Origin of the sequence: Amycolatopsis kentuckyensis (assembly GCF_041679295.1) — a bacterium.
Classification (GTDB): domain Bacteria; phylum Actinomycetota; class Actinomycetes; order Mycobacteriales; family Pseudonocardiaceae; genus Amycolatopsis; species Amycolatopsis kentuckyensis_A.
In genome coordinates, this window is sequence record NZ_JBGDMD010000013.1 from 211,282 (window position 1) to 226,532 (window position 15,251).

Sequence of the window (15,251 nt, forward strand, 5' to 3'; positions counted from 1 at the left end):
GTGTACATGTACAGCAAGCGGCAGCAGCTCGTCGGTGACCTCTCCGACCTGATCCGCTCGGGCCGCCTCGCCCACGGCGAACGGCTCCCCGGCGAGAACCAGCTCGCCCTGCAGTACCAGGTGAGCCGCGGCACGGTCCGCAGCGCCCTCTCCGAGCTCCAGCAGCTCGAGCTCATCTCCACCCAGGCCGGCGTCGGCTCGTTCGTCACCTTCGACGGCGTCCAGCTCGACCAGCGGATCGGCTGGGCCCGCGCCCTCGCCGACGCCGGCGCGCCCGTCACCACCGAGCTCCTCGGCATCGAGGCCGTCGAAGACCAGGCCCTCGAAGAGGAGTTCGGCGAGACGGCCTACGTCGCCGTGCGGCGGCTGCGACGGGAGCACGAGCGGGGCGTCTCGCTCGAAACCGCCACCGTCCCCGCCGTCGGCCTGCTCGCCGACCTCCCCGAGACCGGTCTCCGCGACGGCTCCCTCACCAAGACCCTCGAAGCCGCCGGACGGATCTCCGTCGGCGGCGACCAGTGGATCAGCACCGAACGCCTCGACGCCTGCGCCGCCGAGCTCCTCGGCCGCAGCATCGGCGAGCTCTTCCTCCGCGCCGAGCGCACCTCGGTCGACGTCGAAGGCCGGCTCGTCGAACGCGTCGTCAGCCTGCTGGACCCCGACCGGTTCCAGTTCCACCTCACCTTCGGACACCGGTGAGCGCGCGGGACCGGGCGGTCGGCGCGTTCACCGGCCTCGCCGTCGGCGACGCGCTCGGCATGCCGACGCAATCCATGTCCCGCGCCGCGATCGCCGCGACCTACGGGCCGGTCACCGGCCTGCTGACCGCCGTCGCCGAGCAGCCGGTCGCGCCGTCGATGCCCGCCGGGTCGGTCACCGACGACACCGAACAGGCCGTCCTGCTGGCCCGGCTGCTCATCGACGGCCGCGGCACCGTCGAGCCGCACGTGTTCGCCGACGCCCTGCTCATCTGGGAGGCGGACATGGTCCGCCGCGGCTCCGCGGACCTGCTCGGCCCGTCGACGAAACGCGCGCTTTCCCGGCTACAGGACGGCGTTCCGGCCGACGAGGCCGGCCGCACCGGCACGACCAACGGCGCCGCCATGCGCGTCACGCCGGTCGGCATCGCCACGCCGTCCGAGGACCTGCACCGGCTGGTCGACGCCGTCGTCGCGAGCGCGCGCGTCACGCACAACACGAGCCTCGGCATCGCGTCCGCCGCCGCGGTCGCGGCCGCCGTGTCCGCCGGCGTCGACGGTGCGAGCCTGCCCGAAGCGCTCGACGCGGGTGAGCGCGCCGCCGTGGTCGGCGGGGAACGCGGCCATTGGGCGCCCGGCGGCGAGATCGCCGCCCGGATCCGCTGGGCGCGCGGCTGGGTGCGGGGCATGGCGCCGAACGCCGTCGCCGACGCGGTCGCCCGGGTCATCGGCACGTCGGTCGCGTCGCAGGAGTCCGTCGTGGCCGCGTTCGCGCTGGCCGAGGCCATGGGCGACGACCCGCCGGCGGCGTTGCGGCTGGCCGCCGGGCTCGGCGGCGACACCGACACGGTCGCCGCGATCTGCGGGGCGATGCTCGGCGCCGCGCACGGCGTCGGCGCCTTCCGCCCCGACGTCGTCGAGACTGTTTTGGCCGTCAACCGCCTCGAATTCGGCCCGCTGGTCGACGAGCTCCTCAAGCTGCGCCGCCGATGACCGGGCGGCTGGTGCACACCGGGCAGGTCGTCCTCGACCTCGTCATGGCGGTGCCGGCCCTGCCCCCGCCCGGTGGCGACGTGCTGGCGTCCTCGACGAATCTGTTGCCCGGCGGCGGTTTCAACGTGATGGCCGCGGCCGCGCGCTCCGGTGCTCGCGTGCTTTACGCGGGCAGCCACGGCACTGGTGCGTTCGGCGATCTCGTGCGTGCCGCCCTGGCGGCCGAAGGCATCGAACTGGCCCACGAACCGACGCCCGAGCTGGACACCGGCGTCGTCGTCGCGCTGGTCGACGCGAGCGGTGAACGCACCTTTGCGACCGGCACCGGCGCCGAAGGGCGGCTGACGCCCGCGGCGCTCGCCAGCGTCCTCCCAAAGAGTGACGACGTCGTGTACGTATCCGGCTACAGTTGGTTGCATAAGAGCAATCGCAGGGCTCTCGCCGAGTGGCTTCCCCACACCTCTGGCTCGAGAACCCTTTTCGATCCCGGCCCGTTGGCCGGTGACCTCACCCCCGGAGACCTTCACGACTTACTGTCCTTTGTAGACATATTGAGCTGCAACGCGCGCGAAGCCGACGTGCTCGGCGAGCTGCCGGAAGTGGCCATCGTCCGCGACGGCGCGAAGGGCTGCCGCGTCCACGACCACGGCCGCGTCACCGACGTGCCGGGCTTCCTTGTCGACGCGGTGGACACCAACGGCGCCGGCGACACGCACTGCGGCGTACTGGCCGCGGAACTGCTGCGCGGCAGTACCCTCCTCGACGCCGCCGTGCGCGCCAACGCGGCGGCCGCGCTTTCGGTGACCCGCCGCGGCCCGGCGACGGCACCGCGCCGGGCGGAGATCGACAAGCTGGTGGAGGCCACGACATGAGCGGTACCCGCAGGCTCGAGGTGGAGACCAACGGCCTCGACGTCATCGACGACGCCGAGCGCCGCGGGCGCCCGCGGCAGCTGTTCTGGCCGTGGTTCGGCGCGAACGTGTCGGTGCTCGGGCTGAGCTACGGCTCGTTCACGCTCGGCTTCGGCATCTCGTTCTGGCAGGCGCTGGTCGCCGGCGTCGTCGGCATCCTGTTCTCGTTCCTGCTGTGCGGGTTCATCGCGATCGCCGGCAAGCGCGGTTCGGCGCCGACGATGCTGCTCTCGCGGGCGGCGTTCGGCGTGCGCGGCAACCGGCTGCCGTCGGCGATCTCGTGGCTGCTGACGGTCGGCTGGGAAACCGTGCTGACGGCGTTGGCGACGCTGGCGACGTCGACGGTCTTCGAGCGCCTCGGCTGGGGCGGCGGGACGGCGACGAAGGTGATCGCGCTGGTCGTGGTCGCCGCGCTGACGGTCGCGGCCGGTGTGCTGGGCTTCGACGCGATCATGAAGCTGCAGACGTGGATCACCTGGATCACCGGTGTGCTCACGGTGGTCTACGTGGTCCTCGTGGCGGGTGACGTGCACTGGGACGCGGTGAGCGCGCTGCCGTCGGGTTCGGCGCAGCAGTGGGTCGGCGCGCTGGTGTTCCTGATGACCGGGTTCGGCCTCGGCTGGGTCAACGCGGCCGCGGACTACTCGCGCTACCTGCCGCGCTCGTCGTCGAGTCGGGGCGTGGTCGGCTGGACGACGTTCGGCGCGTCGGTGGCGCCGCTGGTGCTGCTGGTGTTCGGGCTGCTGCTGGCCGGTTCGTCGCCGGACCTGAACAAGGCCATCGCGGCCGACCCGATCGGCGCGCTGACGACGTTGCTGCCGCTGTGGTTCCTGGTGCCGTTCGCGATCGTGGCGGTGCTCGGCCTGGTCGGCGGCGCGGTGCTGGACATCTATTCCTCGGGCTTGGCGCTGCTCTCGGCGGGGCTGCGCGTACCGCGCCCGGTGGCGGCGTTCGTCGACGGCGTGCTCATGGTGGCGGGCACGATCTACATCGTCTTCTTCGGCGGCGAGTTCCTCGGCCAGTTCCAGGGTTTCCTGGTGACGCTGGGCGTCCCGGTGGCGGCGTGGTGCGGCGTGATGCTCGCGGACGTCCTCCTCCGCCGGCGCGACTACGCGGAGCGCGACTTGTTCGACCCGGCCGGCCGCTACGGCGACGTCCGCGTCGGCCCGATCGCACTGGTCCTGGTGGCGACGGCGCTGGGCTGGGGCCTGGTGACGAACACGTCGGCGGACTGGCTGAAATGGCAGGGCTACCTGTTGGAGCCGCTCGGCCTTGGCGGCCGCGACGGCTCATGGGCGTACGCGAACCTCGGCGTACTGCTGGCATTGGCACTCGGTTTCGTGGTGACGTTGTCGACGCGCCAACGCATCCGCGCACAGGAGGCGGCGTGAAATCGGTCTTGGCGGTCATCGACCTGCAGAACGTCTTCGCCACCCCGGCGAGCGAATGGTTCACCCCGCGCTTCGCCGAGATACTCCCGCAGATCCACCGCCTGGTAACGGCCTTCGGCGACGACGTCGTGTTCACGAGGTTCATCGCCCCGGCGCGCCCGGAAGGGGCGTGGAAGCAGTACTACGAGCAGTGGCCGTTCGCGCTGCGGCCACCGGACGACCCGCTCTACCAAGTGATCCCCGAGTTCCAGCCACAGTCCACAGTAGACGCGACAACATTCGGCAAGTGGACGGCCCGCATGGCCACCCGAGTAGGCGGCGCACGCTTGGTGCTGGCAGGCGTGTCAACGGACTGCTGCGTGCTGTCAACGGCGCTGGCGGCAGCCGACGCAGGGGTATCGGTAACGGTGGTATCGGACGCGTGCGCCGGCGTGGACGACGAGAGCCACGCGAAGGCCCTGGACATCATGAAGCTGTACGGACCGTTGGTGAAGGTGGCCACGACGGAGGAGGAGCTGGGCTGACACCGGCCGTTCAACCGCGCGAAGTAGATTCGGCCTCGTGATCGACCACATCAGCATCCCCACCGAGGCCGGTTCCTTCGACGCCATCGCGGCCGGCCCCGAAGACGGCCGGCCCGTGTTGCTGCTGCACGGCTTCCCCGAAGCCGCCGTCGAGTGGGAGCACCAAGTCGCCACCCTCGGTGTTCTCGGCTACCGGGCCGTCGCACCCGACCAGCGGGGCTACTCGCCCGATGTGCGCCCGGAAGCCGCCTCCGACTACTCCATCGATCACCTCGTCGGGGACGTCGTCACGATCACCGAACAGCTCGGCTGGAAGCAGTTCGACCTCGTCGGGCACGACTGGGGTGGGGCCGTCGCCTGGTGGACCGCCGATGCGCACCCCGAACGGCTGCGCAGCCTCACCGTCGTCTCCACGCCGCACCCCGCCGCGCTCGCCAATGCCATGAAGACCGACGAGGACCAGCACCTGCGGACGCGGTACATGACCGAGTGGCGCCAGACCCGCGTCACCGAGCGGCGGATGCTGGAGAACGACGGCCGCGCGCTGCGGGAGATGTTCGAGCGGCGGCTGCCGCCGTCGAAGGTCGACGACTACGTGCAGCGGCTGTCCGAGCCGGGCGCGCTCACCGCGGCCCTCAACTGGTACCGCGCCGGCCGCCCCGGCGGGAAGATCGGCAAGATCTCCGTGCCGACGCTCTACGTCTGGAGCACCGAGGACGTCTCGTTCGGTTCGACCGCCGCGCTCGACACCGCGAACTGGGTCACCGGGCCCTACCGGTTCGAGATGCTCGAAGACGTGACGCACTGGGCGCCGGAAGAGGCGCCGGAGGCCGTCACCACGCTCATCGTCGAGCATCTCGACGCGCGGTAACGGGCCGTCACCCGGCCGGGCGGACCGCCGGTAACCCACCCGCATCGCGGTACGGGGGCCGCCCATCCGTCGTGTTCACTGGGGCCTGTGGACATCGCGACCGAACCCGAGACCGAGCAGGTCGTCTTCGTCACCGAAGACGGCGTGCCCACCGGCGAAACCGGCCCGAAGCTGGCCAGCCACCACGAGCACACCCGGTTGCACCTGGCCTTCTCGTGCTACGTCCTGCGGCGCGGCGACAACGCGCTGTTGATCACCCAGCGTGCGCCGCACAAGAAGGTCTGGCCAGGGGTCTGGACCAACAGCGTCTGCGGCCACCCGGCGCCGGGTGAGTCGCTCGAGGACGCCGTCCGCCGGCGCGCCGGCTACGAGCTCGGGCTGCCGTCGCTGTCCGGCCTGCACTGCGTGCTGCCGAAGTACCGCTACCGCACGCCGCCGTTCCAGGGGATCGTCGAGAACGAGTTCTGCCCGGTCTTCGCTGCCTGGGCCGACGACGAGCCCCAGCCCAACCCGGCCGAGGTCGGCGAGTGGCGCTGGGTTCCGTGGACCGACTACCAAGAGCTACTGAACGACGAAACAGCTAATGTGAGTTACTGGGCCAAGGACCAGTTCCGCCAGCTCAAGGGCATCGAGCCGTTCTCCGGCCTCTGACGACATGACTTCGGAGCGTCACCGAGGTACTCCCGTTTGAGCGAAATTCACCTTCGTCCGCACGCGCGCCTCAAGCGCGGCCTCCGCTACGACGACAACCAATGCGTGGTGGAGGTGGGCATGGTCGCCGGGGACGAAGCCGTGCTGCGCCGAAGCCCGCAGGCGCCGGACCTGCTCCGCCTGCACGAGGCCGTCGCGACACTCTTCGCCACCCAAGGCGACTGGCGGCGCGCCTACCAGCACCTTCGCTCCGCGCTGGACATCGCGCGCGACGGCAGCCTGCGCGACGCGCTGACGTCGAGCTACAACCGCCGCTACCTCGACGAGCGCTTGTACCGACCGTTCGCCGATCGGCAACCCGGTCCGCTCGGCATCGCGCTCGTCGATCTGGACCGCTTCAAGCGCGTGAACGACACGTACGGTCACCTCGTCGGCGACCGCGTCCTCCGCCGGGTGGCCGACCTCCTCCAGGAGGAGCTGCCGCCGGACGGCTTCTGCGCCCGCTACGGCGGCGAGGAGTTCGTGCTGTGGCTGCCCGGCGTCGACTCCGGGCACGCGCTCCGGATCGTCGACGCCGCCCGCGTGCGCGTCGCCCGTCACCCCTGGTCAGAACTGCAGCCGGGACTGCGCGTGACGATCAGCGCCGGCCTCGCCCACGAGGGAGCGGACGTCCCGGCGCCGCCCGAGCGCCAGCTGCGCGACGCCGATGACCTGCTTTACGCCGCGAAACGGGCCGGACGGAACAAAGTCGCCTATCAGGACGCGCAAAGCACGCGGTTAATAACCCACTCTGAGTAACGTAAACCGCGCATTACACCGGAAAGCTGCGGGCATCGGTCACCCGTTTGTCGACGGCCAGCGGCCGTTCGTCGACTCAAGGTGAAGAAAATTCCGGGAGGGTGTCGTCACGAACGGGGGGTATCCGTACGATAACGAAAACCTCCGGGGGAACGATCACCTCTCGCGGGGGAAGACGGCCAAGTCACGACCCCGCCTTCGATCGCGCGAAAGGAGACCGAGTGCCGGACGAGCACGACAGCCCGGGAACCGGTCGCCGTTCGGACGGTCCCGCGCGGCCCCGCACCGGCAGACGCCGGTCGATGGAGGACCAGGGCGGGATCAGCGTCTCGGACGTCGTCGCCAAGTCCACCGGCGTTCGCCCGCTCCCGGCGCGCGAGGACCGGCCCGAGCAGCCGGGACGCCGTGCCCGCGCGGCCGAGCCGCCCGTCCCGCCGCGGCGGCCGTCGGACCCCGGCGAGGACCCAGTACCCACGGACGCGACTCGTCAACCGCGCGCGCCGAGGCCACGCCAGCCGCGCCGCACCACGGCGGCGGCCCCGGCCCCCGAGGCCCCGCTCCAGCGCAGGCCCCCGGCAGCCAACCCAGGCCCCCAGCAGACGGCGGCGGCCCCCCAGCCCCCGCGACGCTTGAGGCGGCCGGCCCCGGAGGGCGAGGGAGCTGCCCCGCAGCGCCCGGCCGCGACCGGTGGTCACCGTGCCGCGGGTGAGGGACGCCCGGCTCCCGAGGGAGCTGCTGAGGCAGCCGCACCGCGGCCCACTCGCCGCACCGCCGAGGGACACCCGGCTCCCGAGGGAGCTGCTGAGGCACGCCCGGCCCGACGCGCCGCCGAGGGACGCCCGGCTCTCGACGAGGTGGCCGCATCGCGCCCCACTCGCCGCACCGCCGAGGGCCGCCCAGCTCCGGACAGCTCGCCCGAAGCCGCCGCGGCCCGCCCGGGACGCCGTGCCGCTGAGGGACGCCCGGGGCCCGACATTTCCTCCGAGGCAGCAGCACCGCGCGCAGCGGGCCCGGCCCGCCGCGCCGCTGAAAGCGCTCCCGACTCGGCACCACGCCCAGCCGCCCGCCGGGCCGCCGAAGGCACTCCCGAGGCAGCGCAGCGACCTGGCGCCACTCGGCGTGGCGCAGCCGATGGCCCCGCCGCCTCCTGGCGCACCGAAAGCGCCCCCGAAGCGGCCGCACCGCAGCGGCCGGCCGCCGGTGGGCCCGCGGCTCGCCGTGCCGAAGCACCCGCCGCCCGGCGCGCCGCCTCCGAGGGCTCAGCCGCCGAGGCAGCCGCTCCGCCGCGGCCGGCCCGCCGGACCGCGGCCGAAGGACCTGCCTCGCGCCGCCCGAGCCTCGAAGCGCCCCGGCGCACCACGCCCGACAGCCCCGGCCCGCGCCGCGCCGCCGAGGGCGCCGTCGCACCCGCTCAAAACGGTGCCGAAGCCGTCGATGCTCCTACGCAAAAGCGCCCTCCGGTCGCCGAACCGCCCAAGCGGCGTCCCGGGGCCGTGCCGGCTCGGGCCGAGCTTGATCCGCTCACCATGACCGATGAAATGGAAGCGATCGACGAGGCCACCCAGTACCGCCGCAAGATCGACCACACCCTCGCCCGCTTCTCCGCCGCTCACGACGAGATGGAAGCCGAGGAAGCCAAGCGCCGCGAACGCCGCGAACGCCTCTCGCCCACTTCGCTCATCGAGAGCACGCGCACCGCCCTGCAGCGCGTCGTCGCGCCCGCGCCGGCCTCTGAAGAGGATGCCGAGCGGACCCGGCTGCAGGAAAAGAAAGCCCGGAAGATCGAACGCTCGGTGCGGTTCGGCCGGATCGCCGCGGCCGTCGTCGCCGGGCTCGTCTTCCTCGGGATCGGGGGTGCCTGGGGCGCGCAGACCTACTTCGACGCCAAGTTCACGCAGGTCTCCGCGCTCGACGAGAACTCGTCCGACATCCAGGACGCCGACGCCCAGGCCAACGACGAGAACTTCCTGATGGTCGGCTCCGACACCCGCGACGGCGCGTCCGCCGAGGAAGGCGTCGGGACCGCCGACAGCACTCCCGGCGCCCGGAGCGACACCGTGATGGTCGCGCACATCCCGGCCGACCGGAAGCGGGTCGTCGTCACGTCGTTCCCGCGGGACCTCGAGATCGACCGGCCCGAGTGCCAGCGCTGGGATCCCGCGCAGAGCAAGAACACCGACGAGAAGGTCCCCGCCCAGAAGATCGCGAAGCTCAACACCGCGTACGCCGTCGGCGGGCCGTCGTGCGTCACGAAGGTCATCCAGCAGATCACCGGGCTGCGGATCAACCACTTCGTCGGCATCGACTTCAACGGCTTCAAGGAGATGGTCGACGCGGTCCACGGCGTCACCATCCACAACGAGACGCCGATCGACGACACCGTCCTCGGCAAGGTGCTGCTGGAGACCGGCGACGTCACGATCTCCGGGGACCAGGCCCTGAACTACGTCCGCGCGCGGCACGTGAAGGGCGACCCGACCTCGGACTACGGCCGCATCAAGCGGCAGCAGGCCTTCATCGGCGCGCTGCTGAAGAAGGTCATGTCGTCGGACGTCGTGCTCGACCCCGGCAAGCTCAGCGACTTCATCACGGCGTTCGCGAAGGCCACCTTCGGCGACAACCTCGGCGTCAAGCAGATGATGACGCTGGCGCAGTCGATGAAGGGCCTGGACCCGTCGAAGATCTCGTTCCTGACCGTGCCGACGGTCGGCCTGCCCAACAGCCGCGGCAACGAGGTGCTCGTCCGCAGCAAGACGAAGGCCCTCTTCGACGCGCTGCGCAACAACACCCCGCTGCCGGACCCGAACGCGCCGGTCCCGCAGAGCGAGCAGGCTCCGCCGACGAGCACGTCGAAGTCGAAGACCAGCACGTCCAAGACGACGACGAGCAAGAAGAGCAGCAGCACGGGCTGATCCGCGAGGATCGTTAGACCGGGTTCACGTGCGGTTCACCCGGCGATGCGGTGTTTGGTCACGGTTGGCCGTAGGGTTGGGCCATGCGTGAGGCTTACCATGTCGAACTCGAACAGCTCGCCGACCACCTGGCCGCGATGTCGGTCCAGGTGGCCGACGCCATGGAGCGCGCCACACGGGCACTGCTGGAGGTCGACCTCAGTCTCGCCGAACAGGTGATCAGCGACGACGCGAAGGTCGACGACGCCCGCGCCCAGTGCGAGGAGCAGGCGTACGCCCTGCTTGCCCTGCAGGCGCCCGTGGCCACCGATCTGCGCACGGTGCTGGCGGCGATCCACGCCGCCGAAAGCCTGGAGCGGATGGGCGACCTGGCGCTGCACGTGGCGAAGGCCGCGCGGCGCCGCCACCCCGACCCGGTGCTGCCCGAGGCGGTGCGGCCGTACTTCGCCGAGATGGGCGAGGTCGCGGTCAAGCTGGCCCGCTCGACCGAGCAGGTCATCAAGACGAAGGACGTCGAGGCGGCGAAGACGCTCGAGTCCGACGACGACCAGGTGGACGACATCCACCGCCACCTGTTCACGGTCCTGATGGACCGCGAGTGGCCGCACGGCGTGGCCGCGGCGGTCGACGTGACGCTGCTGGGCCGCTTCTACGAGCGCTACGCCGACCACGCGGTGTCGGTCGCGAAGCGGATGATCTTCGTGGTCACCGGCAAGATGCCGGGCTACGGCTCCGACGACGACATCTGAGCACCCTCTTCGAAAAGGCCCCTGACGCAGGTCAGGGGCCTTTTTCGTGGGGACCGATGAGTTTCGCGCGGCCGGTGTCTCTCAACGGATGAGGAGCACACTCACGAAGGAGCCGGACATGCGCAAGGTCATCGCCTACGTCAACCTCACCCTCGACGGCCACCTGGCCGGCCCGGCGGGCGAGCTGGACTGGATGACGCCCGACCCGCAGCTGAACATCGCCCTGTCGGACGAGCTGCGGTCCCGCGTCGACACGATCCTGACCGGACGCACCTTCCACCACGGCATCGAGCAGAACTTCCGCGCGCAGGCAACGGACCCGGCGAGCCCGGCCGAGCTGGTGGACTTCGCCACGTGGATGATTTCGACGCCGCAGGTGGTGTTCTCGCGGTCGCTGACCGAGGTGGCCGCGCCGCACCGCCTGGCAGCTGACCTCGCCGGAACGGTCGCCGAGCTGAAGGCGTTGCCCGGCAAGGACATGGTCCTCTTCGGCGGGGTGTCGATCGTGCAGCAGTTCGTCCGCGAGGGACTGGTGGACGAATACTGGACCAAGCTCTACCCGACGGCGATCGGCGCGGGGCAGCCGATGTTCACCGATCGGCGGGAATTGATGCTGGTGGAAAGCACCGCGTGGGAATCGGGATTCCTGACGCTGCGCCACGTTCCGGCGTGATCCACAAAGGACAAAAGAAAAGGCCTTTCTCGCCGGCCCCGAGCACCGGCGAGAAAGGCCTTGCCCCCCAACGACGACTCAGCCGAAGCGGCCGGAAATGTAGTCTTCCGTGGCCTTTTCGTCCGGGTTGGAGAAGATCTTCTCCGTGTCGTTGAGCTCCACCAGCCGGCCCGGCTGCCCCACGCCCGCCAGGTTGAAGAACGCCGTCTGGTCGGAAACCCGCGCCGCCTGCTGCATGTTGTGCGTCACGATGACGATCGTGTAGTCCTTCTTCAGCTCGCCGATCAGATCCTCGATCGCGAGCGTCGAAATCGGGTCCAGGGCCGAGCACGGCTCGTCCATCAGCAGGACGTCCGGCTGGACCGCGATCGCCCGCGCGATGCACAGACGCTGCTGCTGGCCACCCGAAAGCCCGCCGCCCGGCTTGTTGAGGCGGTCCTTGACCTCGTTCCACAGGTTCGCGCCGCGCAGGGCCCGCTCGGCGATGTCGTCGAGGGTCTTCTTGCCCTTGGTGCCGCCCAGCTTCAGGCCCGCGACGACGTTGTCCTTGATGGACATCGTCGGGAACGGGTTGGGGCGCTGGAACACCATGCCGATCGTGCGGCGGACCTGCACCGGGTCGACCGACGACGCGTAGATGTTCTCGCCGTCCAGCAGGACGTCGCCCTCGACGCGGGCGCCGGGGATGACCTCGTGCATGCGGTTGAGCGTGCGCAGCACCGTCGACTTGCCGCAGCCGGACGGGCCGATGAACGCGGTGACGTTGCGCGGCGGCACGGAAAGGGTGACACCGTCCACGGCGTGGAACTTGCCGTAGTAGATGTCGACGTCCTTGACATCGAGTCGTTTGGCCATCAGGAACAGCTCACTTCTTCTTCGGGGCGACGAGGCGCGCGAACACGGTGGCGAGGAGGTTGATCAGCGCGATGATGAGCACCAGGGTCAGGGCCGCACCCCAGATCCGGTCGAAGCCGACCGAGCCGGGATCCATCGAGTTGGTGACGCGCTCGTTGTTCATCAACAGCGGGAGCGCCGCCTGTTCGCCGCTGAAGATGTCCCAGTTCGTGTAGGCGGAGTAGCCGACCAGGACCAGCAGCGGCGCGGTCTCGCCCATCACGCGGGCCAGCGCCATCATGATGCCGCCGATGATGCCGGACATCGCCGTCGGCAACACGATCTTCATGATCGTCTTCCACTTGGGCACGCCCAGCGCGTAGGAAGCCTCGCGCAGGTCGTCCGGGACGATCCGCAGCATCTCTTCCGACGAGCGGACGACCACCGGGATCATCAGCAGCACCAGGGCCAGTGACACCGCGAAACCGCTGCGCGGCAGGCCGAACGTGGTGATCCAGAGCGCGTAGATGAACAGCGCGGCGACGATCGAGGGGACACCGGAGAGGATGTCGACCATGAACGTCGTGGCCTTCGCGAGCTTGCCCCGGCCGTACTCGACGAGGTAGATCGCGACGAGCATGCCGATCGGCACCGCGATGACCGCGCAGACGAGGCCCTGCAGCAGGCTGCCGATGATCGCGTGCAGCACGCCGCCGCCGACCTCGTCGGACAGGTAGTTGCCCAGGTCCTGCGACCACCAGTTGCTGTACGGGATGCGCTTGATGCCGTTCGCGACCACCGTGTAGAGCACCCACACGAGCGGGACGACGGCGATGAGGAACGACAGCCAGACGAGCGTCGTCGCGATGCCGTTCTTGACCTTGCGGGCCAGGCTGACCTGCTGGAACGCGGGGGTCGTGGCAGGGGCTTCGAGCGTGGTGGTCATGCTCAGTCTCCCTTCTTGCCGATGACGGAACGCGCCGCGAAGTTGACGAGGAACGTGAGCACGAACAGCACCAGGCCGGCCGCGATGTACGCGCCGGCCGAGATCTCGTTGTTGAACTCGCTGTAGTTCGCGGCGATCTTCGAGGCGAAGGTGGCACCGCCGTCGAAGAGGCTCCAGTCGAAGTTCTTGCCCTGCGGGATCAGCAGGATGACAGCCAGCGCGATCGTCTCACCGAGCGCGCGGCCGAGGCCGAGCATGGACGCGCCGATGTACCCGGCCTTGCCGAACGGCAGCACCGTCGTGCGGATGACCTCCCACCGGGTGGCCCCGAGGGCGAGCGCGCCCTCCATGTGCGGGGTGGGCGTGCGCTCGAAGACCTCGCGCGAGAGCGACGTGATGATCGGCAGGATCATCACGGCCAGCACGATGCCGGCGGTGAAGATCGTGCCGCGCACGCTCGGCGCGACGTTGCCGGGCGCCAGCAGCGGGAACCAGGAGAACGTGGTGTTGATCCACTGCGAGAACGGCTCGATCGCCGGCGCGAAGACCAGGATGCCCCACAGGCCGAAGATGATCGACGGCACCGCGGCGAGCAGGTCGATGACGTACGCGAAGGGCCGCGCGAGCCGCTTCGGCGCGTACTGGGTCAGGAACAGCGCGATGCCCAGCGAGACGGGCATCGCGATGATCAGCGCCACGACCGACGTCGCCACGGTCACCTCGAGCAGGTCGAGGATGCCGAACGACATGTTGGCGGGGTCGTTGGTCGACCAGCCGTGGTTCGTCAGGAAGTTGGCGTTGTCGGCCTGCAGCGCCGGGATCGCCTGGATCAGCAGGAAGAGCCCGATCAGGCCGATCAGGGCGACGACGAAGACACCCGCCCCGGTGGTCAGGTTCTGGAAGATGCGGTCACCGGGCCGCTTCTTCGGTTTCTCGCTCGCGGGCGGCTCGGGCGCCGCCGGCGGGGCTGCTTGCTCCGAAATCGGGACCTCCGGGGGCGTCGTGGCGGACGACGAACGCCCACCGGGGTCGCCGGTGGGCGTTCGCGTCGAGGATGACTCGCTCATCAGCTACTTCTGACCAGCCTCTATCACTCGGTAATCAGTCGCAATGCCGGTTCAGGAGATCGCCTTGACGGCGGCCAGCACCTTGGTCTGCAGCGACTGCGGGATCGGCACGTAGCCCTTCGAGGACAGCGGCTGCTGACCGTCGGTGGCCGCCACCGTCAGGAACGCCTTGACGGCCTTCGCGACGTTCGGGTCCGCGTACTTCGAGCAGACGATCTCGTAGGTCGTCAGCAGCAGCGGGTAGGCACCCGGGGTGTTGCTGGCGTAGATGCCGTTGAGGTCGAGCGCGAGGTCGTTCGAGCCGTCCTTGAGGAACTTCGCCGCGTCCAGGGACTTCGCCACGTTCGCCGCGTTGAGCTCGACGCCGCCGGAGCCGCTGTCGATGAGGGCCGGGGTCAGGCCGTCCTTGGCGAACGCGCCCTCGACGTAGGTGATGCCGCCGTCGGAGGCCTTCACCGCGGTCGCGACGCCGTTGGAGCCCTGCGCACCGTTGCCGACGCCACCGTTGAACTTCTTGCCGGCGCCCTTGGTCCAGTCCGCCTTCGCGGCCGCGCCCAGGTACTTCTGGAAGTTGTCGGTGGTGCCCGACTCGTCGGCGCGGGAGACGACCTGGATCGGCTTGTCCGGCAGGTTCAGGCTCTCGTTGCCCTTGACCGCCTTGATGGCCGGGTCGTTCCACTTGGTGATGCCACCGCTGAAGATCTTGGCGGTCACCGACGGGGTCAGCGTCAGCTTGTCGACGCCGGACAGCTTGTAGGCGACCGCGATCGGGCCGACGACCAGCGGGATGTTCCAGGCGTCGCTGGCGCAGCGGGCCTTGGCGGCCGCGGCGTCGGCGTCCTTGATCGGCGAGTCCGAGCCGCCGAAGTCGATCTGGTTGGCGTTGAACTGCTTGACGCCCGCGCCCGAGCCGCTCGGGTTGTAGTTGACCTGCTGGCCGGCGCACTTCTTGCTGTACTGCTGCGTGAAGATGTCGATGGCGTTCTTCTGGGCCGACGAACCTTCCGCGGAGAGCGGGCTCTTGCCACCGCACTCCACGTCGGCGGTGCCGGTGGCAGCGGGGGCCGAAGCCGAGTTCGAGCTACCGCTGTTGGACGCCGCAGGGTCGGTGCCACAGGCGGCGAGCACGAGGGCGGCGCTCGCGACGATGCCCACCGCGCTCAGGGGCCGCATGATCTTCACTGCTGTTTCCTCCATCAGGAGCTTGACCGGGTCGTCGCGGCGTGCTGCCGC

15 protein-coding genes are annotated in these 15,251 nt (G+C 70.2%); 11 read left to right on the forward strand and 4 right to left on the reverse strand.

Annotated elements, in window-relative coordinates:
• Window positions 1–6: 6 nt before the first annotated feature.
• From ACERZO_RS42965 to ACERZO_RS43015, 11 genes are all read left to right on the forward strand, one after another.
• Window positions 7–699: a GntR family transcriptional regulator gene (locus ACERZO_RS42965; RefSeq protein WP_372671729.1), complete on the forward strand. Its 693-nt coding sequence runs from the start codon at window positions 7–9 to the stop codon at window positions 697–699.
• Window positions 696–1,691, forward strand: coding sequence for an ADP-ribosylglycohydrolase family protein (locus ACERZO_RS42970; RefSeq protein WP_372671730.1), 996 nt, complete (start codon window positions 696–698; stop codon window positions 1,689–1,691). Before ACERZO_RS42965 ends, ACERZO_RS42970 begins: the two co-directional genes overlap by 4 nt.
• Window positions 1,688–2,563: a PfkB family carbohydrate kinase gene (locus ACERZO_RS42975; protein WP_372671731.1), complete on the forward strand. Its 876-nt coding sequence runs from the start codon at window positions 1,688–1,690 to the stop codon at window positions 2,561–2,563. Before ACERZO_RS42970 ends, ACERZO_RS42975 begins: the two co-directional genes overlap by 4 nt.
• Complete coding sequence (locus tag ACERZO_RS42980; RefSeq protein WP_372671732.1) at window positions 2,560–3,993, forward strand: purine-cytosine permease family protein; 1,434 nt, start codon at window positions 2,560–2,562, stop codon at window positions 3,991–3,993. The genes ACERZO_RS42975 and ACERZO_RS42980 overlap by 4 nt, the downstream gene beginning before the upstream one ends.
• Window positions 3,990–4,517, forward strand: coding sequence for a cysteine hydrolase family protein (locus ACERZO_RS42985; protein WP_372671733.1), 528 nt, complete (start codon window positions 3,990–3,992; stop codon window positions 4,515–4,517). The genes ACERZO_RS42980 and ACERZO_RS42985 overlap by 4 nt, the downstream gene beginning before the upstream one ends.
• Before the next feature lie 37 nt (window positions 4,518–4,554).
• Window positions 4,555–5,388 (forward strand): alpha/beta fold hydrolase, encoded by an 834-nt coding sequence (locus tag ACERZO_RS42990; RefSeq protein WP_372671734.1) that lies wholly within the window; start codon window positions 4,555–4,557, stop codon window positions 5,386–5,388.
• Between the two features lie 87 nt (window positions 5,389–5,475).
• Window positions 5,476–6,039, forward strand: coding sequence for an isopentenyl-diphosphate Delta-isomerase (gene idi / locus ACERZO_RS42995; protein WP_372671735.1), 564 nt, complete (start codon window positions 5,476–5,478; stop codon window positions 6,037–6,039).
• 120 nt (window positions 6,040–6,159) lie between these two features.
• On the forward strand, window positions 6,160–6,837 hold the full coding sequence (locus tag ACERZO_RS43000) for a GGDEF domain-containing protein (RefSeq protein WP_372671769.1): 678 nt from the start codon (window positions 6,160–6,162) through the stop codon (window positions 6,835–6,837).
• A 1,526-nt stretch (window positions 6,838–8,363) separates the two neighbouring features.
• Complete coding sequence (locus ACERZO_RS43005) at window positions 8,364–9,749, forward strand: LCP family protein (RefSeq protein WP_372671736.1); 1,386 nt, start codon at window positions 8,364–8,366, stop codon at window positions 9,747–9,749.
• Window positions 9,750–9,832: 83 nt separating this feature from the next.
• Window positions 9,833–10,498: a phosphate signaling complex protein PhoU gene (gene phoU / locus ACERZO_RS43010; protein WP_370969441.1), complete on the forward strand. Its 666-nt coding sequence runs from the start codon at window positions 9,833–9,835 to the stop codon at window positions 10,496–10,498.
• 118 nt (window positions 10,499–10,616) lie between these two features.
• Entirely contained in the window at window positions 10,617–11,171 is a 555-nt protein-coding gene (locus ACERZO_RS43015; protein WP_372671737.1) for a dihydrofolate reductase family protein, read from the forward strand.
• A 78-nt stretch (window positions 11,172–11,249) separates the two neighbouring features.
• Here ACERZO_RS43015 and pstB read toward each other — a convergent pair whose 3' ends face one another.
• The 4 genes from pstB to pstS are packed head-to-tail and all read right to left on the reverse strand — an operon-like array spanning window position 11,250 to window position 15,200.
• On the reverse strand, window positions 11,250–12,026 hold the full coding sequence (pstB, locus tag ACERZO_RS43020) for a phosphate ABC transporter ATP-binding protein PstB (protein ID WP_020642202.1): 777 nt from the start codon (window positions 12,024–12,026) through the stop codon (window positions 11,250–11,252).
• A 10-nt stretch (window positions 12,027–12,036) separates the two neighbouring features.
• Entirely contained in the window at window positions 12,037–12,951 is a 915-nt protein-coding gene (gene pstA / locus ACERZO_RS43025; RefSeq protein WP_372671738.1) for a phosphate ABC transporter permease PstA, read from the reverse strand.
• Window positions 12,952–12,953: 2 nt separating this feature from the next.
• On the reverse strand, window positions 12,954–14,018 hold the full coding sequence (gene pstC / locus ACERZO_RS43030; protein WP_372671739.1) for a phosphate ABC transporter permease subunit PstC: 1,065 nt from the start codon (window positions 14,016–14,018) through the stop codon (window positions 12,954–12,956).
• A 51-nt stretch (window positions 14,019–14,069) separates the two neighbouring features.
• Window positions 14,070–15,200, reverse strand: a complete 1,131-nt coding sequence (gene pstS, locus ACERZO_RS43035) for a phosphate ABC transporter substrate-binding protein PstS (RefSeq protein ID WP_372671740.1) — start codon at window positions 15,198–15,200, stop codon at window positions 14,070–14,072.
• Between the last annotated feature and the right edge of the window lie 51 nt (window positions 15,201–15,251).